Source organism: Streptomyces sp. CB01881 (assembly GCF_002953255.1).
In the GTDB taxonomy this organism is placed as follows: domain Bacteria; phylum Actinomycetota; class Actinomycetes; order Streptomycetales; family Streptomycetaceae; genus Kitasatospora.
This window is the reverse complement of the sequence record NZ_CP026498.1, coordinates 4726415-4746593: the sequence shown is the minus strand read 5'-3', so window position 1 is coordinate 4746593 and position 20179 is coordinate 4726415. Positions and strand designations below refer to the sequence as shown.

At 72.3% G+C, this 20179-nt stretch carries 17 protein-coding genes; 6 read left to right on the top strand and 11 right to left on the bottom strand.

Going from position 1 to position 20179, the window contains the following annotated elements; all coding sequences use genetic code 11:
* Window positions 1–24: 24 nt before the first annotated feature.
* Both C2142_RS10590 and C2142_RS10585 read right to left on the bottom strand, forming a co-directional pair.
* Window positions 25–819: an SURF1 family protein gene (locus C2142_RS10590; RefSeq protein ID WP_148642408.1), complete on the bottom strand. Its 795-nt coding sequence runs from the start codon at window positions 817–819 to the stop codon at window positions 25–27.
* 31 nt (window positions 820–850) lie between these two features.
* Entirely contained in the window at window positions 851–1846 is a 996-nt protein-coding gene (locus tag C2142_RS10585) for a DEDDh family exonuclease (RefSeq protein WP_148642407.1), read from the bottom strand.
* A 180-nt stretch (window positions 1847–2026) separates the two neighbouring features.
* Here C2142_RS10585 and C2142_RS10580 point away from each other — a divergent pair, with 180 nt between their 5' ends.
* On the top strand, window positions 2027–3070 hold the full coding sequence (locus C2142_RS10580) for a zinc-dependent alcohol dehydrogenase family protein (RefSeq protein ID WP_148642406.1): 1044 nt from the start codon (window positions 2027–2029) through the stop codon (window positions 3068–3070).
* A 78-nt stretch (window positions 3071–3148) separates the two neighbouring features.
* Here the strand turns inward: C2142_RS10580 and C2142_RS10575 are convergent, their stop codons facing one another.
* Complete coding sequence (locus C2142_RS10575) at window positions 3149–5584, bottom strand: hypothetical protein (protein WP_148642405.1); 2436 nt, start codon at window positions 5582–5584, stop codon at window positions 3149–3151.
* A 377-nt stretch (window positions 5585–5961) separates the two neighbouring features.
* Between C2142_RS10575 and C2142_RS10570 the strand changes: the two genes are divergently transcribed.
* The 3 genes from C2142_RS10570 (at window position 5962) to moaA (ending at window position 9011) form a co-directional block, all read left to right on the top strand.
* Window positions 5962–6318 (top strand): DUF485 domain-containing protein, encoded by a 357-nt coding sequence (locus C2142_RS10570; RefSeq protein WP_241002494.1) that lies wholly within the window; start codon window positions 5962–5964, stop codon window positions 6316–6318.
* A complete protein-coding gene (locus C2142_RS10565; protein WP_148642403.1) occupies window positions 6315–7925 on the top strand; it encodes a cation acetate symporter in 1611 nt (536 codons plus the stop codon). The genes C2142_RS10570 and C2142_RS10565 overlap by 4 nt, the downstream gene beginning before the upstream one ends.
* A gap of 96 nt (window positions 7926–8021) precedes the next feature.
* Entirely contained in the window at window positions 8022–9011 is a 990-nt protein-coding gene (gene moaA, locus C2142_RS10560; protein WP_241002493.1) for a GTP 3',8-cyclase MoaA, read from the top strand.
* 82 nt (window positions 9012–9093) lie between these two features.
* Here moaA and C2142_RS10555 read toward each other — a convergent pair whose 3' ends face one another.
* The 6 genes from C2142_RS10555 to C2142_RS10530 form a co-directional block, all read right to left on the bottom strand.
* Complete coding sequence (locus C2142_RS10555) at window positions 9094–9336, bottom strand: hypothetical protein (RefSeq protein ID WP_148642401.1); 243 nt, start codon at window positions 9334–9336, stop codon at window positions 9094–9096.
* A gap of 287 nt (window positions 9337–9623) precedes the next feature.
* Complete coding sequence (locus tag C2142_RS10550; protein ID WP_148642400.1) at window positions 9624–10007, bottom strand: DUF3099 domain-containing protein; 384 nt, start codon at window positions 10005–10007, stop codon at window positions 9624–9626.
* A 106-nt stretch (window positions 10008–10113) separates the two neighbouring features.
* Complete coding sequence (locus C2142_RS10545; RefSeq protein ID WP_148642399.1) at window positions 10114–10659, bottom strand: RNA 2'-phosphotransferase; 546 nt, start codon at window positions 10657–10659, stop codon at window positions 10114–10116.
* Between the two features lie 29 nt (window positions 10660–10688).
* A complete protein-coding gene (locus C2142_RS10540; protein ID WP_148642398.1) occupies window positions 10689–12086 on the bottom strand; it encodes a metallopeptidase TldD-related protein in 1398 nt (465 codons plus the stop codon).
* Window positions 12086–13639 carry a TldD/PmbA family protein gene (locus tag C2142_RS10535; protein WP_174315687.1) on the bottom strand — a complete coding sequence of 518 codons (1554 nt, stop codon included), beginning with the start codon at window positions 13637–13639 and terminating at the stop codon, window positions 12086–12088. The genes C2142_RS10540 and C2142_RS10535 overlap by 1 nt, the downstream gene beginning before the upstream one ends.
* A 184-nt stretch (window positions 13640–13823) precedes the next feature.
* Entirely contained in the window at window positions 13824–14969 is a 1146-nt protein-coding gene (locus C2142_RS10530; protein WP_148642397.1) for an MBL fold metallo-hydrolase, read from the bottom strand.
* 419 nt (window positions 14970–15388) lie between these two features.
* Between C2142_RS10530 and fabG the strand changes: the two genes are divergently transcribed.
* Together fabG and fabI are read left to right on the top strand one after the other, a co-directional pair.
* Window positions 15389–16108, top strand: coding sequence for a 3-oxoacyl-[acyl-carrier-protein] reductase (gene fabG / locus C2142_RS10525; protein WP_148642396.1), 720 nt, complete (start codon window positions 15389–15391; stop codon window positions 16106–16108).
* A 2-nt stretch (window positions 16109–16110) separates the two neighbouring features.
* Window positions 16111–16878 carry an enoyl-ACP reductase FabI gene (gene fabI / locus C2142_RS10520; RefSeq protein ID WP_148642395.1) on the top strand — a complete coding sequence of 256 codons (768 nt, stop codon included), beginning with the start codon at window positions 16111–16113 and terminating at the stop codon, window positions 16876–16878.
* A 67-nt stretch (window positions 16879–16945) separates the two neighbouring features.
* On the opposite strand, the gene C2142_RS10515 is transcribed toward fabI, so the two are convergent.
* Window positions 16946–18013, bottom strand: a complete 1068-nt coding sequence (locus C2142_RS10515; protein ID WP_148642394.1) for a hypothetical protein — start codon at window positions 18011–18013, stop codon at window positions 16946–16948.
* On the bottom strand, window positions 18010–20178 hold the full coding sequence (locus tag C2142_RS10510) for a DUF6571 family protein (RefSeq protein ID WP_148642393.1): 2169 nt from the start codon (window positions 20176–20178) through the stop codon (window positions 18010–18012). Before C2142_RS10510 ends, C2142_RS10515 begins: the two co-directional genes overlap by 4 nt.
* Window position 20179: the final 1 nt, after the last annotated feature.

The window sequence follows — 20179 nt, the reverse complement described above, 5'->3', positions numbered from 1 at the left end:
CCACGGCGGGCGTCCGGCCGGCGGCTACGCCGGGACGGCCTCCAGCGCCACCTCGGCCTCGGCGGCCTCCTTGCGGCGGTCCTTGGCCTCCCGGCGGACCATCACCCAGACCCCGACCGGGATCATCGCGGTGAACAGCCACCACTGGATCGCGTACGCCATGTGCGGACCGATGTCCGAGTGGTTGGGCTCGGGCAGCAGCTCGGGCTGGTCGGCCGGGGCCGGGGCGGTGGCGGTGAGCTCCAGGTAGCCGCCGAGCAGGGCGGCGCCGGTCTCCTTGGCCTGCTGCACGGTGCTGATCAGGGTGAACTGCCGGTCCGGCAGGCCGGCCCGGTCCTTGATGCTGCCGGTGGCGGCCTCGTCGGGGCGCAGCCGGCCGGTCAGGGTGACCTCGCCGGACGGTGCGGCCGGGACCGGCGGGTAGGCGGCGGCGGACTCGCCGGACGGCACCCAGCCGCGGTTGACCAGGACGGTGCCCCTGCCGTCGGCGAGCACCAGCGGAGTGACGACGAAGTAGCCGACCTTCTCCTCGGAATTGGTCCGCTTGCGGACCACGAACTCGTGCGCCGGGTCGTACTGCCCGGCGGCCGTCACCGTTCGCCAGGTCAGGTCCTTGGGGACGGCGAAACCGGGCGTGGCCGACAGGCTGTCGTACGGCACGGACGGGTCGGTGAGGGCCCGGGCGATCAGCTCGTTGCGGTCCACCCGCGCCTCGTGGCGGTGCAGCTGCCAGAACCCCAGCCGGATGGTGGTGGGGATCAGCAGCACGGCGATCAGCAGCGTGATCAGCCAGCGCCGGGAGAGGAGGAAACGGTACACACGGGCACGGTACGCCCACCTCACAACCGGATCACGCACCGGGGTGCGGGGCGACCTCGCGCAGAAGCTGGAGGAAGGCGTCCTCGCCGACCACCGGGGTGCCGACCTCGCGGGCCTTGCGGGCCTTGCCGCTCCAGCTGCCGGGCTCGTTGGTGACCAGCAGGCTGGTGAGCCGGCTCACGGAGGTGGCGATGTGCAGGCCGGCCTCGACGGCGCGGTCCTCCAGCAGCTCGCGGTCGGTCGCGGTGTCGCCGGTGAACGCCACCCGCATGCCCTGCACCAGCGGCTTGCCGTCCTCCCAGCGCCCGGGGTTCGGGTACGGGCACGGCGGGCGCTTCTTCGCCTGCCGGTAGGACGAGCCCGTCCACGAGCTGCGGGCGGCGGAGACGGGTTCGTCGTCGCCGAGGTCGGTGACGGCGACGCAGTTCTGCAGCGGCAGCGGGACGCCCCCGCTGCGGGCCAGGTGCAGGCTGGGGCGGAACGCCTCGGCGAGCACCCGGGCGTCGTCGAGGGCGTTGTGCGCCTGGCGCTGCTGGACGCCGAAGTACGCGGCGAGCGAGGACAGCTTGCCGTTGGGCAGCGGCAGGCGCAGGTCGCGGGAGAGCACCATGGTGCAGAGCCGCTGATCGACCGGGGCGTGCCGGCCGGCCCGGGAGAACTCGCGGGAGATCATGTTCCAGTCGAAGAGCGCGTTGTGCGCGACCAGGACCCGGCCGCGCAGCCGCTCGGCGAACTCGTCGGCGATCTCGGGGAAGGTCGGCGCACCGGTCAGCAGCTCGTCGGTGAGGCCGTGGATCCAGACCGGGCCGGGGTCGCGCTCGGGGTTGACGAGCGTGTACCAGTGGTCGGTCACCTCGCCCTCGGTGTCCAGCTGGTAGACGCCCGCCGAGATGACGCGGTCCGAGCGGCCGAGGCCGGTGGTCTCGACGTCCACCACCGCGAAGCCCTCGGCGGGGGCGGCGGAGCGCTGGGCGGGGACGGGGAGGGTCCACGGCTCGCCGGACGTCTCGGGCTGGATCGCATGCATGGTCAAACAGAATAAGCGCCGCGGCGGCGGGGGCCGGTCGAAATGTGGTGAAGGCCGCTCGGAGTGAGCGGTCCGGCGGGCCGGAATAGAGTGGGCAGCGTATTCGTCGTACACCCAGTCGAATATTCCAGGGCCGCTCAACACCCCCCGCGCGGCCGATTTTCCGAAGGACGAACCCCCATGCGCGCCACCGTGATCCACGGCCCCCACGACATCCGGATCGAGTCCGTACCGGACCCGGTGATCCAGCACCCGACCGACGCCGTGGTCCGTGTGGTCAACGCCTGCATCTGCGGCAGCGACCTCTGGGCGTACCGGGGCGTCGCCGCCCGGGTGGCCGGGCAGCGGATCGGGCACGAGTTCCTCGGCGTGGTCGAGGAGACCGGCGCCGAGGTGACCGGATTCAAGCGGGGCGACCTGGTGGTGGCCCCGTTCGTCTGGTCCGACGGCAGCTGTGACTTCTGCCGCGAGGGCCTGCAGACCTCCTGCCCGCACGGCGGCTTCTGGGGCCAGGTCGGCTCGGACGGCGGCCAGGGCGAGGCGGTGCGCGTCCCGTTCGCCGACGGCACGCTGGTGGCCCTGCCCAAGGACGCGGCGGGCGACGAGAAGCTGTTGCCCAGCCTGCTCGCCCTCTCCGACGTGATGGCCACCGGGCACCACGCCGCCGTCACGGCGGGCGTGCGGCCGGGCGCGACCGTGGCGGTGGTCGGCGACGGCGCGGTGGGCCTGTGTGGCGTGCTGGCGGCGCACCGGCTCGGCGCAGGCCGGATCATCGCGCTCGGCCGGCACACCGCCCGCACGGACCTGGCCCGGCGCTTCGGAGCGACGGACGTGGTCGCCGAGCGCGGCGAGGCCGCGGTCGAGGCGGTCAAGGAGCTGACCGGCGGCCAGGGCGCGCACGCCGTGCTGGAGGCGGTCGGCACCGAGGAGTCGATGCGCACGGCCGTCTCGATCGCCCGCGACGGCGGCGCGGTCGGCTACGTCGGGGTGCCGCACGGCGGCAGCGCGGGCGTCGACATCGGTCAGATGTTCGGCCGAAACGTTTCGCTCAACGGCGGTGTCGCCCCGGCCCGCGCCTACATCCCCGAGCTCCTGCCGGACGTCCTCTCCGGCGCCATCGAGCCCGGCCTGGTCTTCGACCGCACCATCGGCCTGGACGAAGTCCCCGACGGCTACCGCGCGATGGACGACCGCTCCGCCCTGAAGGTGCGGATCGCCTTCTGACCGGTCCGTCGATCGCACGACACCGGCCTGTGCCCCCCGGGGGGCACAGGCCGGTGTCGTTGGTGCGGCCGGACGGGCTCAGACGTAGTAGCCGAACACGTCCGCGATGAGGTGCGTGCCGGTCCGGGCACCGTTGAAGAACATCACCCGGCCGGCGTCGTCGAGCGGGACGACGACGAGGTTGGGGGTGGTGACGCCGCTGCCGGTCCAATTGAGGTTGCTGGAGGTCGGCTGCGGCGCGCTCGACGCCCAGACGGTGAGGTGCCCCGGCCCGTCGGTCTCCGTGGCCGTGACGTTGAGCACGACGGCCTTGGCGTTGGCGGGCACGTTGGCGCGCCCGGCCACCTGGAGGCTGAAGACGTCGCGGCCGGGGACCTTGTCGGTGCCGGTCCGGCCGACGGCGCTACGGGTGTCCAGCAGACGCTCGGGGCTGACGGTGGTGAACGTGGTGCCGGGGGCGATGACGGAGACCAGGTGGAGGTTCTGGTGCTTGTCGCCGTAGACCAGACCGCCGCCGAAGCGGTCGACGCTCCACGGGTTGACGAGCTGACTCGGATTGAGGCGGGTCTTGAGGGAGCTGGTGACCGGGATACCGGTGTGGAAGTCCACCACGGTGCTCCGGTTGTCGCCGCCGTTCGTGTAGAGGAGGAACCCGTCCCCCATTCCGTCGGCGCGTGCCGGTACCTCGATGGGGCGGCTCGTGCCGTCCTGCCGCAGCAGCCCGGCGGACCCCTCGGCACGGCAACTCCAGTAGAGCCACCCGCGGGCTGACTTCAAGTCGGTGACCGCGCAGCCCCGGCCGGTCTGTACGGTCCGGGTCTGCTGGTTCGCGAGGTCCAAGACGGTGATCTCTCCAGGGTTGGAACCCGCGGTGAACAGCCGGCCGCCCTCGATCGTGCCGGCGCCCGTGGAGGCCGTCGCCACCGGCGTTCCCGAAGTTGCATTGTCGATGTCGAGCACCGCCAGCGAAGACGGGTTCCAGGACAACGCGGGGGAGGTGTCCAACAGCAGGAAGCGACCGTCGGCCTCGACGATGCGCGCGATCCGCACCCCGTTCGTGTTGATCTCACGGACGTTCTGGTCCTGGCGCACGACGAGGCCGCGGGAACTGAAGTGGACCACCCGACCGTCACCGGTGCCGACCATGTCCGTGCACAGGGCGTTGCTGCCTCCGCACGAGATGTTGGGACCGAGGTAGTCGGCGGCACCCTGGGAACGGGGGGCCGACACGGTGGGCGAGGGGCCGGGGGTGACCCGGCGTTCGTAGAAGCCCATGCTGGGGACGTAGCCGCTCTCGGCGCTGCTGAGGACGTTCGCGGACAGGTTCAGCGAGTCCAACCTGTAGGAGTCCGGCGCCACTTTGTAGTTCACCGCGACGGCCGAGGGTGCCGCGCCCCCTGCAGCCGTGACCTTGCGGACCGTCCAGTCGGCGGCGGTGTCACCGCCTTCGACGAGCGCCGTGCCGTCGGGGGCCTGGGCGATGGTGGGTGAGGCGTGCGGCATCACCGTGACCGGATCACCGCCCCCGATCGGCGTGGCCTTCAGCTCCCGCTGGGTGGGGACCGCCGAATCGTGCTTGTCGTAGGGCGGGCGCCCGACGCTCAACAGCCAGTCGCCGGACAGGCCGATCGAGCTGGCCCCGTCATAGGGGTCGAAAGGGATCACGCTCTCGGCGGCAGCGAGGTCGGCACGGGGCAGCACGTGGACGTTGTGGTCGTCACCGATCCAGGCAACGTGACTGTCGTCGATCGCCGCCGCGCCGGCGAACCAGGAGGCGCTGGCGGAGCGTGCCGAGGCGACCGGCGGGGAGACCCGGAGTGCACCGGTGTGGGTGTCGGCCAGGGCGATCCGGAACTTGCCGGCGTCGTCGAAGAAACCCAGCGCGGCCTCCTTGGCATCCCCGCCCATGTGCGAGACCGAGCGCGGGACGACCCCGGAGTCCGGCCAGCCCGTGATGGGCACGGAAACAGTGCTTCCGTCGGCGGTGGCGCGGAGGAATGCCATGGATCCGAGCATCACCGTCCCGGCGTTCGGGACCGGCACGTACCTGTCGGCCAGTACGGCGTCGCCGTAGACACCTCCGAGATTCGCAGCCTCTGGCGCGTTCAGGGTGGTGACCGTGCCGGAGGCCATGTCCCGGAGCTTCCAGACCTTGCTCGGCTGGTGTGGGTCGGTGTCGATGGTGACGTCCGATCCGGCGCCATGCAATCCGGGATCGGGTCGACCGACGTCGTAGGCGCCGACCACCGTGGTGGCGCCCGTGTCGTAGGCGGTCCAGGCGAAGGTGGCGTCCTGCGTGGTGTGCAGGAAGCCCTTGGCGCCGGCGGCGAGCAGGGTTTCCGTCCGGGGCTGGGGCAACGGCTGCCCGGGGACGACGAGTTCGGGCAGGAAGGCCGGGTCGGTCGTGGGGGTGGCCGGGGCGGCGGAGGCGGCGGGGAGCGGGTCGGCCAGGGCGAGGGCGGATGCCAGGAGCGGCATCAGGAGTAGCCGTGCCGCGCGGGTGCTGCGGTTCACGATGGTGGATTCCCCCTGGAGATACGGGATCAGTGCCTCGGCGGCGTCGGAGAACTGACGGGACGCCGACGGTGCGCGCCTCGATGTGCGCGAAAAGGCATGACTTCATGAAGATCACATGAGTTGCTGGAGGCTGCCACCGCGCGGTGACAGTACGGACGGGGGTCGGTCGTACGCGTCAGGGCCCGGCGGGATGGTCTGATTTCAGCCAATTGGATAGTGCGAGGGGGTGAACGGCTGGCTGATCGCGGTCAACCCCTTTCGGGGCGGGCGCGACGCTCCTAGCATTGCGCGGCGCGCACCCGGATTGTGACGCCCCTCACGTTCGATCGTTCCCCTTGTGCGACAGCTACGCCGAAGGAGTGAGGAGAGACAGAGTGGATTCGCCGCCGATCACCACCGCCCCTACGGAAGTCGAACTCATCGAAGACAGCGAGGAGTTCCGAACACTGCGGCGCTCGTTCCGGAGCTACGCGTTCCCCGTCACCATCGGCTTCGTCCTCTGGTACCTGCTCTACGTCCTGCTCTCCTGCTACGCGCCCGGCCTGATGGGCACCAAGGTGGTCGGGCACGTCAACGTCGCCCTGGTCCTCGGGCTCCTGCAGTTCGTCACCACCTTCGCCATCGCGGCCTGGTACGCGCGCTACGCGGACCGGCGGCTCGACCCGTCCGCCGCCGCGATCCGCGAGGCGCGCGGCGCCGTGGTCCACGCCCCCCGGGAGGCCGCCGAATGATGATGCTCGCCAGTACCGCCACCGAGCACCGTCCCCTCACGCTGACCCTGTTCGGGTTCTTCGTGCTGGCGACCCTGGCCATCACCGTCTGGGCGGGGCGGCAGACCAAGGACGCCGCTGACTTCTACGCCGGCGGCCGCAGCTTCACCGGCTTCCAGAACGGTCTGGCCATCTCCGGCGACTACATGTCCGCCGCCTCCTTCCTCGGCATCGCCGGCGCCATCGCGCTCTCCGGTTACGACGGCTTCCTCTACTCGATCGGCTTCCTGGTCGCCTGGCTGGTCGCGCTGCTGCTGGTCGCCGAACCGCTGCGCAACTCCGGCCGCTACACCATGGCGGACGTGCTCGCGTTCCGGATGCGCCAGCGCCCGGTCCGCACCGCCGCCGGCATCTCCACCATCGTGGTGTCGATCTTCTACCTGCTCGCCCAGATGGTCGGTGCCGGGACCCTGGTGGCCCTGCTGCTCGGCGTCAGCGGGGACCGGGCCAAGCAGGCGACCATCGTGGCGGTCGGCGCGCTGATGGTGGTCTACGTGGTGATCGGGGGGATGAAGGGCACCACCTGGGTGCAGATCATCAAGGCCGTGCTGCTGATCGCCGGCACCGCGCTGATGACCGTCCTGGTGCTGGCCAAGTACCACTTCAACCCCTCCGAGCTGCTCGGCGCCGCGGCCAGTGCCAGCGGCAAGGGGGCGGCGTTCCTGGAGCCGGGGCTCAAGTACGGCGCGAACGGCACCAGCAAACTCGACTTCATCAGCCTCGGGATCGCGCTCGTCCTCGGCACCGCCGGGCTCCCGCACATCCTGGTCCGCTTCTACACCGTGCCCACCGCCAGGGCGGCCCGGAAGTCCGTGCTCTGGGCGATCGGCATCATCGGCGGGTTCTACCTGATGACCCTCGCGCTCGGCTTCGGCGCGGCGGCGCTGGTCGGGCCCAAGGCGATCAAGGCGGCCAACGCGGCCGGCAACACCGCGGCCCCGCAGCTGGCCGAGGAGCTCGGCGGCGGCGCGGGCACCACCGGCGGCGCGATCCTGCTGGCGGTGATCTCCGCGGTCGCCTTCGCCACCATCCTGGCGGTGGTGGCCGGTCTCACCCTCGCGTCCTCGGCATCCTTCGCCCACGACCTGTACGCCAACGTGATCCGGCGCGGCAAGGCCACCGAGAGGGAGGAGGTGCTCTCGGCGAAGTGGGCCGCCGTCGCGATCGGCGCGGTCGCCATCGTGCTCAGTCTCTTCGCGGGGAAGCTCAACACCGCCGCCCTGGTCGCGCTGGCCTTCGCGGTCGCCGCCTCGGCCAACCTGCCGACGCTGCTGTACTCGCTGTTCTGGAAGCGGTTCAACACGACGGGTGCGGTCAGCTCGGTCTACGCCGGCCTGATCACCTCGGTGACGCTGGTGCTGTTCTCGCCGGTCGTCTCCGGCGGCAAGAACTCGCTCTTCCCGCACTCCGACTTCCACTGGTTCCCGCTGGAGAACCCCGGCCTGGTCTCCATCCCGGTCGGTTTCCTGGCGGGCTGGATCGGGACCCTGCTCTCCGGGGAGAAGGCCGACCCGGCGAAGTACGCTGAACTGGAGGTCCGCTCGCTGACCGGACTGGGCGCCCACTGACACGGGGACGATGGCTAAGCTGGCCCGGCCCGCCGGTTGCGGCGGCCGGGCCGGCCGCGTTCCCGGGGCCGGCCGCACAATCCGGGAAGGACCGCCGTGCTCCTCGACACCTTCGGCCGGCAGGCCGTCGACCTGCGGGTCTCCCTCACGGACAGGTGCAACCTGCGCTGCACCTACTGCATGCCGGAGGAGGGCCTGCAGTGGCTGGCCAAGCCGGACCTGCTCACCGACGAGGAGATCGTCCGGCTGGTGACGGTCGCGGTCCGTGACCTCGGGGTCCGGGAGGTCCGGTTCACCGGCGGCGAGCCGCTGCTGCGGCCCGGACTGGTCGGCATAGTCGACGCCTGCGCGGCGCTCGAACCGCGCCCCGAGCTCTCCCTCACCACCAACGGCATCGGCCTCGCCCGGACGGCCGCGGCACTGAAGGCCGCCGGCCTGGACCGGGTCAACGTCTCGCTCGACACCCTCGACCCGGACACCTTCCACACGCTCACCCGCCGCCACCGCCACCAGGACGTCCTGGACGGGCTGGCCGCCGCCGAGGCCGCCGGGCTGACGCCGGTCAAGCTCAACGCCGTGCTGATGCGCGGGGTCAACGACCACGAGGCGCCCGAGCTGCTCGCCTGGTGCCTGGAGCGCGGCTACGAGCTGCGGTTCATCGAGCAGATGCCGCTGGACGCCCAGCACGGCTGGGACCGCTCCGCGATGGTCACCGCCGAGGAGATCCTGGACCGGCTCGCCGGCCGTTTCACGCTCACCCCCGAGCCCTCCGCCCGCCGCGGCGCGGCGCCGGCCGAACGCTGGCTGGTCGACGGCGGCCCGGGCCGGGTGGGCGTGATCGCCTCCGTCACCCGGCCGTTCTGCCGCGCCTGCGACCGGACCAGGCTGACCGCCGACGGACAGGTGCGCAACTGCCTCTTCGCGACCGGGGAGACCGACCTTCGGACGGCGCTGCGCTCGGGCGGCAGCGACGCCGAGATCGGCGGGCTGTGGCGTGCGGCGATGTGGGGCAAGAAGGCGGGGGCCGGGATCGATGCCCCGGAGTTCCTCCAGCCCGACCGCCCGATGTCGGCCATCGGCGGCTGAGCAGCGGCTGAGCGGCGGCGGAGCGAGGGCTGAGCGACGGCCGAGCGGCGTACCGGACCGGGGCGGGGCGGCCCCGGGGGAGCTAGTCGCCGTCCTCGGGGGTCCAGTCGGCGAAGGCGACGACCTCCTTGAGGAAGCCGCGCACACCGAGGAACTGCGACAGGTGCTCTCGGTGCTCCTCGCACGCCGCCCAGGTCTTGCGGCGGTCCGGGGTGTGCAGCTTGGGGTTGTTCCAGACCAGCACCCAGCGGGCGTCCGCCCGGCAGCCCTTGGCGGAGCAGACCGGGGTCTGCGTCTGCGTCTGCGGGGAGTCCGGCGAATCCATCAGGTCGTCCTCGGGTGCTGGCGGGTGGGTCTGCACCGCCAGTCTTTCACGCGACCCCTCGCGCGCCCGGCGGCGGGCCTCATGCCGTCCGGGGGAGGGCATGGCGACGCCGGGCAGCCACGGGGGGAGCCGCCCGGCGTCGGTCCGTCGCTCCGACGGGGGATGCGGAGCGCGTACGCAGTATGTCACGGCAGGACACCCGGATGGGGAGGTCTTGCATGATTAATCTGAGCTTCTTTTGAGCTTTCTACCCGGGGGGTTGGTGAAAACCCTCATAAAACGGACGGTCAGCTCGGGCTCTGTGGAGAATCGGTGGGTACACCCTTTGCCACATCCGTACCTTGCGACGCACCAGCCCCACCGGAACCACCGGGGCCGAGCATCAGCGCAACGTCCGGCGGCACGTCGAAGGTGCTCGGCAGACCCGGCGCCCGCTCCCGGCCGGCGTTGGCTATCAACACCGCGAAGTACGGCAGCAGTACGGCGCCCACCAGTGCCACGAGCGCCAGCCACCGCTGGACGTCCCACAGGATCACCCCCAGCAGCACGCAGGCCGTGCGCAGCAGCATCGAAGCCACGTAGCGGCGCTGCCGCCCGCGGACGTCCTCGGTGAGGCTGCTGCGCGCCCCCGTGATCCGGTGGACCTCTCCACCGCCGGCGCTCTTGCCCATGTCCTACCGCCCTCGTCCACGCGCCCGCGCGTCTCGCCGCGCGGCCTCCTCACGGTACGCCGCGAGGGGACCGGCGACGAGACCGGGTCCGGCGGACACGCGGCCGTCAGGGCTGAGAGAGGTACTCCGGCGGCACCGCGTCGGTCAGCCAGACGCCGTTGGCGCTGATCCGGAACTCGTGGCCGGCCGCCGCCATCGCCGCGGCGTCGACCGACAGCACCACCGGGCGGCCGTGCCGGGCGCCGACCCGGGTCGCCGTGTCGGTGTCGGCCGAGAGGTGGACGTCCTGCCGGGCCATCGCCCGCAGGCCCTCACGGAATATCGACGGCAGGTTCCGGGAGGCGGTGCCGTGGAACAGCACCGCCGGGGGCTCGGCGGCGGCCAGACCGAGGTCGACCGCCACCGTGTGCCCCTGGCTGGCCCGGATCGAGAGCCCGTCGTCGGAGTAGGCGAACCGGCGCTTGTTGTTGGTCGCCACCACGTGGTCCAGCTCAGCCCTGGTCAGCCGGTTGCCCTTGGCCGCCAGCGCGGCCAGCAGGACGTCCACCCGGACCCAGCCGGCCGCGTCCAGGGCGACCCCGACCCGCTCGGGCTCGTGCCGCAGGATGCGCGACAGCATCTTGCTGATCCTGACCGTGCGCTTCTCGTCCACTCGTTTTCGATCCCTCCCCGGCAGCCCGGCTACGAGGCCTGGCTGACCGAACTCATGTTGAAGTCCGCGACCCGCACCGGGGGCATCGCCGCCCGGGTGAACCAGTCGCTCCACTCGCGCGGCAGGCAGCGTTCGGTGCGGCCCACCTCGGTGATCCGGCCGAGCAGCTCGACCGGCGATTCGTTGAACCGGAAGTTGTTCACCGCGCCGACGACCTCGCCGTTCTCCACCAGGTAGACGCCGTCCCGGGTGAGGCCGGTGAGCAGCAGCGTCGCCGGGTCCACCTCGCGGATGTACCAGAGGCAGGTGAGCAGCAGGCCGCGCTCGGTGCGGGCGATCATCTCGTCCAGGGTCGGCGCGGCCTCCTGGTCGGCCGTCTCCAGGACGAGGTTGTCGATCGCCGGCTTCAGCGGCAGGCCGGTGAGGCCGGCCGAGTGCCGGGTGGTGATCAGCTCGGCCAGCTCGCCGTCCCGGATCCAGTCGGTGGCGGTCAGCGGCACGCCGTTGTCGAAGACCGAGGAGTCCCCGCCGGTGGAGTGCGCCAGCACGAACGGCGCCGACTCCAGGCCCGGCTCCGCCGGGTCGGAGCGCAGCGTCAGCGGCAGTTTGGCCAGCTTGTCGCCGATCCGCGTGCCGCCGCCGGGCTTGGAGAACACCGTCCGCCCCTCGAAGGCGTCCCGGCCGCCGGAGGACCAGCTCAGGTAGACCATGAGGTCGGCCACCGCCGAGGGCGGCAGCAGCGTCTCGTACCGGCCGGCCGGCAGGTCGACCTTGCGCGCGCCCCAGGCCAGCCGCCTGGTCAGCTGGGCGTGCAGGTCGGTGACGTCCACGTCGGTGAAGTCCCGGGTGGCGGCGCCGGCCCAGGCCGAGCCCGAGAGGTCGGCGGTCTTGGCGTTCAGCTCGACCGTGCCGGTCGGCTGGTCGTGGCGCAGCCGCAGGCCGGTGGAGGTGCCCAGGTAGCTGGAGACGAGCTCGTGCCGGGCGAAGCCGTACAGCAGCTCGCCCTGCGCGCCGGCCCGGGCGAAGGCCTCGCCGAGGGCGGGCGCGAAGTCGGCGAAGACGTCGATCGAGGTCTCGGCCGGCGGCCGGGTGAAGTCCGGCGAGGACGGCCGGTCGGCCACCAGCGGCTGGGCGTCCTCGGCCGGCCCGGCCGCCCGGGCGGCCTCCTCGGCGGCCCGGACCAGGCTCTCCACCTCGTCCGGGACGACGGCTTCGCGGGCGACCACCCCGGAGGCGGTGCCCTCGGCGCCGGCCACCGTGGCGATCACGGTGAGCCGGCGGCCCCGGGTGACGCCGTTGGTGGTGAGCGCGTTGCCGGCCCAGCGGAGGTTGGCGGTCGACTCCTCGTCGGCGATCACCACGCAGCCGTCGGCGCGGGAGAGGCCGAGCGCCAGCTCGACGAGTTCGTGGGGCTGCATCGCGGCCATCAGTGACCCGCCTCCTGCTGGGTGTTGAGCACGTTGACGTTGCGGAACAGCGCCGAGGGGCAGCCGTGGCTGACCGCCGCGACCTGGCCGGGCTGCGCCTTGCCGCAGTTGAAGGCGCCGCCGAGGACGTAGGTCTGCGGGCCGCCGACGGCCGCCATCGAGCCCCAGAAGTCGGTGGTGGTGGCCTGGTAGGCGAAGTCCTTGACCTGGCCGGCGAGTTCGCCGTTCCTGATGGCGTAGGCGCGCTGGCCGGTGAACTGGAAGTTGTAGCGCTGCATGTCGATCGACCAGGAGCGGTCGCCGACGATGTACAGGCCGTTCTCCACGCCCGCGAACAGGCCCTCGGTGTCGGGGCCGCCGGCGGCCGGCTGCAGCGAGACGTTGGCCATCCGCTGCACCGGGACGTGCGCGGGGGAGTCGGCGAAGGCGCAGCCGTTGGAACGGTCGAAGCCCTTCAGCTTCGCCATCCCGCGGTCCAGCTGGTAGCCGACCAGGACGCCGTCCTTGACGAGGTCCCAGGACTGGGTGGCGACGCCCTCGTCGTCGTAGCCGACGGTGGAGAGGCCGTGCTCGGCGGTGCGGTCGCCGGTGACGTGCATCAGCTCGGAGCCGTACTTGAGCGAACCCAGCCGGTCGAAGGTGGCGAAGGAGGTGCCGGCGTAGGCGGCCTCGTAGCCGAGCGCCCGGTCCAGCTCGGTGGCGTGGCCGATCGACTCGTGGATGGTCAGCCAGAGGTTGGACGGGTCGATCACCAGGTCGTAGCGGCCGGCCTCGACGCTCGGGGCCTTCATCTTCTCGGCCAGCAGGACGGGCAGCTCGGCCAGCTCGGCGTCCCAGTCCCAGCCGGTGCCCCGGAGGTACTCGAAGCCGCGCCCGACCGGCGGGGCCAGGGTGCGCATCGAGTCGAACGCCCCGGTGCGCTCGTCCACCGAGGTGGCCTCCAGCGTCGGGTGCAGCCGGATGCGCTGCTGGGTGGTCACGGTGCCGGCGGTGTCGGCGTAGAACTTGTTCTCCTGCACCGTCAGCAGCGTGGCCTGGACGTGCGAGACGCCCTCGGCGGTCAGCAGCCGGGAGCTCCAGTCGGCGAGCAGCGCCGTCTTCTCCGCGTCCGGCACCTCGAAGGGGTTCACCTCGTACGCGGAGACCCAGGTGGCGTCCGGGTAGACCGGCTCGTCCGCCAGGTCGACCCGCTCCTTCGACCCGGCCGCCCGGCTGATCCCGCCGGAGAGCCGGGCCACCGCGACGGCCTGCTCGGCGACCTTCGCCGCCGCGGCCGCGGTGAGGTCCACCCCGGCGGCGAAGCCCCAGGCGCCGTCCAGCAGCACCCGGACGGCGAAGCCGAGCTGCACGCTGTCGGAGGTGCCGGCCGGCCGGGCGTCGCGCAGCCGCCAGGAGGCGCTGCGGACCCGCTCCAGCCGGAAGTCGGCGTGTTCGGCCCCGAGTTCACGCGCCCGGGTGAGGGCGGCGTCGGCCAGGGCGTGCAGCGGGTAGGCGAGGAACAGCGGGTCGACGGCGCGTCCGTGCGCGGCGCCGGCACTGCTGGTCGGGGGGATCGGAGGCAATCGGGCTCCCTGGTCGGAGGGGCGGCGGTGCGGGCGGCCCCGGACAGGGGTACCCGCACCGCATCATTGCCCGTGGACAGGGTTTCGGCCAGCGCATTTCCCCGGTGACACGCGTGGGTTGACGCCCGGCCCGGGCGCCCGGCCCGCCGCCGGCCGGGCCGCTGCGGTGCGGGCGTCAGATGACGCTCTCCCACCAGCCGTCCAGCTCGGGCGGGTTGTCGACGTCGACGCGCTCGCCGGGGCGCGGGACCACCAGCGGTACGGCCTGCTGCTTGGCCTCCGCCAGCAGGCGCTCGATCGGCTCGGACCACGGGTGCAGGCCCAGGTTGAAGGTGCACCAGTGGACCGGCACCAGCAGGCCGGCGTTCAGCTCGCGGTGGGCGAGGACGGCGTCCTCCGGGGTCATGTGGATGTCCGCCCAGGCCGCGTCGTAGGCGCCGATCTGGACCAGCGCGGCGTCGAACGGGCCGTGCTGCGCGCCGATCTTCGCGTAGCCCTCGAAGTAGCCGGAGTCCCCGGTGTAGAAGACCTTGCGGGTGGGCCCGGCGATCACCCAGGAACCCCAGAGCGTGGTGTTGCGGGTCAGGCCGCGGCCGGAGAAGTGGTGGGCCGAGGTCAGGGTGACCGCCAGCTCGCCGAGGTTGCAGGTCTCGTCCCAGTCCAGCTCGATGATCCGGTGCTCCGGGACGCCCCAGCGGCGCAGGTGCCCGCCGATGCCGAGCGGCACCGCGAACGGCGCCGACTGGCTGCGGACCAGCCGCTTCACCGTCGCCATGTCCAGGTGGTCGTAGTGGTCGTGCGAGATCAGCACCGCGTCGACCTGCGGCAGCTCCTCCAGCTCGACCGGCACCGGGTGCAGCCGCTTGGGGCCGACGTGCGCGGACGGGGAGCAGCGCTCGCTCCAGATCGGGTCGAGCAGCACCCGGGTGCCCTCGATCTCGACCAGTGCGGAGGCGTGCCCGTACCAGGTGATCTCCACGCCCTCGGCGGCCGGGCGTGACCCGCCGGGCGGGCGGACGGTCGGCACCGGGTGCGCGGGTACCCGGCCCTCGCGCTGGAACAGCATCCGGCGCACGGTGTCGCGGTCGAAGTCGGGGGTGGACTTGGCGCGGGCCACCGTGGACGGTGCGTTGTGGAAGACCCCGTCGCGGTACTGCGGCGAGTCGCGCACCCGCTCCTCGCGCCCGCCGTCCGGCCGCCGTCCGAACGCGGCCGGCAGGTCGCGCAGGGCCCAGGCGGCGGCTCCCGTGCCCGCCGCCAGGGCGGCCAGGGCCAGCAGTCGTCCGCGTCGGTTGGTGGTACCGGGCAGTCCCTCGATCATCCGCGCTCTGCCTTCGCTCGTCGGCCCCGTGAATCGCCGGGCCGCCGGGGCCCTTCCAGGGAAGCGGTACGGTCGGCCCCGGTGGTCCCGCACCACCGGGGGCAACGGGTACGCCGCGGCGCGTGTTCCCGGAGGCCCGGCCGGGTCTTCGACGCCGGGCGGCACCGGGCCCGGCAGGGCGGGGGAGCGGGCGCGGCGGGGACCGCGGGAGGCCACAACGACGCGGGCGGTGGAGGTACGGTGCCGGTGTGCCGCGGTGTGGGATCCGGGGAACCGGCACGGGCACGGATTGTCGGATTGCGACAGTTCCTCCGGGGCGGCGCTGTGGGAGCCCGATGCGTCTGAGCCCCGGGACGACCGATAGCGTCACACTGCGTACGCATTCCGACGTGCGCACACTTACGGAGAGAGGTGGATCGTTGAGCCGCTCGGTTCTCGTCACCGGAGGAAACCGGGGCATCGGCCTCGCGATCGCCCTGGCCTTCGCCGAGGCGGGCGACAAGGTCGCCATCACCAGCCGCTCGGGTGAGGTCCCCGCGGAGCTGGCCAAGTACGACGTCCTCGCGGTGCGCTGCGACATCACCGACGCCGCCCAGGTGGACGCGGCGTTCACCGAGGTCGAGGCCAAGCACGGCGGTGTGGAGGTGCTGGTCGCCAACGCCGGCATCACCCACGACACCCTGCTGCTGCGCATGTCCGAGGAGGACTTCACCTCCGTCGTCGACACCAACCTCACCGGCACGTTCCGGGTGGTCAAGCGCGCCTCGAAGCTGATGATGCGCGCCCGCAAGGGCCGGGTCGTGCTGATCTCCTCGGTGGTCGGCCTCTCCGGCTCGCCGGGCCAGGCCAACTACGCCGCCTCCAAGGCCGGCCTGGTGGGCTTCGCGCGCTCGCTGGCGCGCGAGCTGGGCCCGCGCAACATCACCGTCAACGTGGTCGCCCCCGGCTTCGTGGACACCGACATGACCGCAGTGCTCAGTGACGAGCGCCGCGCGGAGATCGTCTCGGGCGTGCCGCTGGGCCGCTACGCGGCGCCCGCCGAGGTCGCCTCCACCGTGCGGTTCCTCGGTTCGGACGAGGCCGCGTACATCACCGGAGCCGTCATTCCCGTCGACGGCGGATTGGGCATGGGTCACTGAACATGAGTGGAATCCTTGAGGGCAAGCGGATCCTGATCACCGGAGTGCTGATGGAGTCCTCCATCGCGTTCCACACCGCGAAGCTCGCCCAGGAGCAGGGCGCCGAGATCATCCTCACCGCCTTCCCGCGCCCGAGCCTGACCGAGCGGATCGCCAAGAAGCTGCCGAAGCCGGTCACCGTGCTGTCGCTGGACGTCTCCAGCGAGGAGGACCTGGCGGGCATCGCCGACAAGGTCCGCGAGCACCTGCCGAGCCTGGACGGCATCGTCCACTCGATCGGCTTCGCCCCGCAGGACGCCCTGGGCGGCAACTTCCTGGACACCCCGTGGGAGTCCGTGGCCACCGCCATGCACGTCTCGGCGTACTCGCTGAAGTCGCTGACCATGGCGCTGCTGCCGCTGATGCAGGACGGCGGTGCGGTGGTCGGCCTGACCTTCGACGCGCAGTTCGCCTGGCCGCAGTACGACTGGATGGGCCCGGCCAAGGCCGCGCTGGAGTCGACCAACCGCTACCTGGCGCGCTACCTGGGCGAGCGGGACATCCGCTGCAACCTGATCTCGGCCGGCCCGATCGGCTCGATGGCCGCCAAGTCCATCCCGGGCTTCGGCGACCTCGCCGCCACCTGGGACGCCCGTTCCCCGCTGAAGTGGGACCTGAGCGACCCGGAGCCGGCCGGCCGGGGTGTCGTCGCCCTGCTGTCGGACTGGTTCCCGAAGACCACCGGCGAGATCGTCCACGTGGACGGCGGCCTGCACGCCATCGGCGCCTGACGGTCCGCACGCACGTACGCCGCTGCCCGGCACCCTGCGAGGGGTGCCGGGCAGCGTGCTGTGCGGGTCACCTCGGGGTGAGGGGTCCGCAGCCTAGGCCGGTGCCGGTGGCGTCGGCCCAGGACCGGAACAGCGGGGAGTCGCGGGTCGGGACCGCAGGGTCGACGTACGGATCGCGCCCGGCCAGGTGGAGGAACACGTTGCCGTTCCCGCACGGGGCGAGCACGACGCTGTCCGAGCCCTTGCCCCGCCAGCTCGCCGGCAGGGGCTTGCCGAGGGACTCCGGCCCGGCCACGAGCGCCGGGTACCGGGCCGCGGTGCTGCTGGTGAACCGGATCGCGGGCTCGTTCAGGGTCCCGCTGTAGACCCAGCAGGTCCGGATCGGCGCCGCCGGGTCGCTGACCCGTTGGACGAGCTCCTGGGCGCCGGTACCGGTGCCCGCGCCCGGCAGGCCGCAGAGCTGCCCGTCGACGGCGGGCTGCCAGGACGTGCCGGCCGCCGTCAGGTGGACGTCCGGCACGTCGGCCGCCCCGCAGCCGGAGGACTTCGCGACCGTCGCCCCGAACCCGGCGGCCAGCCGGGCGAGCGCCGCCCGGGTCTCGGGCGAGGGGGTCTCCTTGGCGGGCGCGTCCTGCCAGTCGGCCGGCTTCCCGCGGTGGCGCACGTCCGCGGTGAGCACGTCGGCGTCCCGGGCGGCCAGGCGGTCACGGTCGCGGACGGGCAGCCGGCAGCCGGGCGGCAGCATCAGCCAGCCGGTGCCGTTGGAGAACGCGCCGACCGGTCCCCGGTCGGGCTGGGACATCCCCGGGTCGACCGTGACGTCGCGGTCGAGGGCGTCGACCCGGTGGGTCCGCAGCGTGAGCTCGGCGGTCGTCCCGCCGCCCTCCCCGACGTCGATGATGCAGGCGGCCTGCGGGTCGGACCGGTCCTTCGAGAAGCTGCTGTCGACGACCCTCACCCTCCCGCCGCCCAGTACCTTCTGCACGTCCCCGGTCGCGACGGCGCCCCCGCAGAGCCGGTCCGGGGTGAAGAGGTCGGTGTAGCGCCAGGCCGCGTAGCCGCCGGCCCCCAGGGCGAGGACGAGGACCGGGACGACGATCAGCAGCACACGCCGGGCTCGGCGGGAGGGGCTCACTTCTGACCGTTCCGTCCGAGGGCGATCGCCGCGTTGTTGTACCCGGTGTCGTGGCCGTTGTCCATGGACGCCGAGATCTGGTCGACGATCTGCGCGTTCTCGCCGTACCCGTGGTCGGTGCCCCACTCCAGGACCATCTGCTTGCTCTGGGTCAGGCCGGCCTGGTGGCCGTTGGAGGTGTCCAGGTTGCCCTTGTGCTGGGCCTCCTCCTTGACGTGGTCCACCCAGGAGTTGATCCCCTGGTCGGCCAGTCCGCCGACGACGTCGCCGGCCTCGGGGATGAAGCCGGTCGCGGTGCCGCTGATCGAGGAGACCAGTTCGCCGGTCTTGTCGGCCCACTCCATCCGGTCGTCCTTCTCGTCCAGGAAGACGGACGAGCGGACGGCGTCGTACGCCCCGAGCGCGGTGCCGACCCGCTGGCCGGGCAGGGTCCGGTCGCCGTCGTTGACCCGGGGGTCGGCCGGCAGGCCGGAGATGATCTCCGCGGACTTGGCGCGCTCGGCGTTGTAGAGGGTGGCGTACGCCTCGGGCTCCTCGGAGACGCCGCGGATGACCCGGACCAGGTGGTCGCTGGTGCCGCCGAGGTGGCCGACGCCGTTCTCCTCCCAGGCCCCGTCGTGGGCGGCGTTGCTGACGTGCTCGCTCAGGATCCGGTGCGTGTCGTCCACGTAGTCCGAGAGGGCGTCGGCCAGCGGCCGGCGCAGGTCCTCGTGGACCTCGGCCCCCTTGCCGTCCGCGTCCAGCGCGTCGATCGCGCCCTGCATCACGCGGGCCTGCGCGGGGGTGTGCGGGCCGCCGTGGTGGGTGCCCTCGCCGGGGACGTCGCCGGTGGCGGCCGCCTCCAACGCGGCGGCCAGCCCGGCCTGGTGGGTGGTCTTGTCCATGATCGGCGGGCCGTACAGGGTGTTGACGTACGAGGTCGGCCACTCGCGATCGCGCAGCAGGTACTTCAGCCGGTCGTCGGCGCCGGGCGACTTCGGGTCCAGGAACATGGTCGCGGCCTCGGGGTTCTGGCCCATCAGCTTCAGCACGCCGTCGACGGGGTCGTGCACGAGGTCCGGGCGCGGGCCGTTGAACTGGTGCGAGGACCAGCGGTTCTTGTCGCCCCGTTCGGCGTTGACGATGTCGGTGCCGAGGTCGTTCAGGAACTCCTTGCCGTACCCGGCGTTCCCGTGCTGGAGCAGGGTGGCGAGGGTCTGGTAGCCGTAGATCGGCTCCGCGCCGCCGCCGAAGTGGCGCTTGTTGATGTTCTTGACGCCGGCCTCCTGAAGGCCCTTGCGGAACTCCTGGTAGAACGGGCTCTTCGGGTCACGGGTGGCACCGGCGACGGTGTTGGCGAGGTTGGTCTGCAACTCGCCGTACTCGCCCTTGAGTTTGCCGCCCCGGTCGTTGATCCGCAGCTCCAGCTCGTCGGCGAGCAGCAGGGTGCCCTCCGGGCCGAGCGCGGTCAGGAGGGTCCGGCCGTACTCGGGACTGCCCGAGTCGGCCTTCATCAGGTTGTTGAGCTCGGCGAGCTCCTCCGGGCTGAGCTTGCCGCCGTCCTTGAGCCGCTGGGCGAGCTCGGCGGCGCGCCTGCCGTCGGCGACGTCACCGCCGCCCACCGCCTGGCCGTTGAACTCGTTGACGAGGTCGCCGACCTTCGCCGCGCGGCGCAGCTTGAGGGCGGCCCGCTGGTCGGCGGCGGTGGCCTCCTCCAGGTACACCTTGATCTTCTGGGCCCACCTGCCGGCGGCCTCGTTGCGCTCGCGCTGGTAGTCCGGCTCGTGGCGGTAGGCGGCCTTGGTCGCGGGGTCGAGAGCGCCGACGTCGAACATGACGGCGCCGGTGCCGGTCACCTTCATGCCGTCGTTCCGGGCGTCCTCGACGGTCTGCCTCAGCTTGTTCTGCGCCGACTCGAAGTCGCCGTGCGCGTCGGTGATGATCGAGGCGACGGCCTTCGCCTCGGTCTGCGCGTCGACGGTCTGCTGCTTGGTGAACAGGACGTGCTGGTTGGCGGCGGAAGCGGTGGAGCCCAGCCAGAGACCGCCGTTGCCGGTGACCGAGAGCACCTCGTTCTCCAGCCGGTGCTGGACGGCCTCGTACTTCCGGGCCATCTCGGTCCAGTCGGCGGCGGCCTTGGCCATCCCCGACAGGTCGGCCTTCATGACGTCTTCGAACCCGAGCATG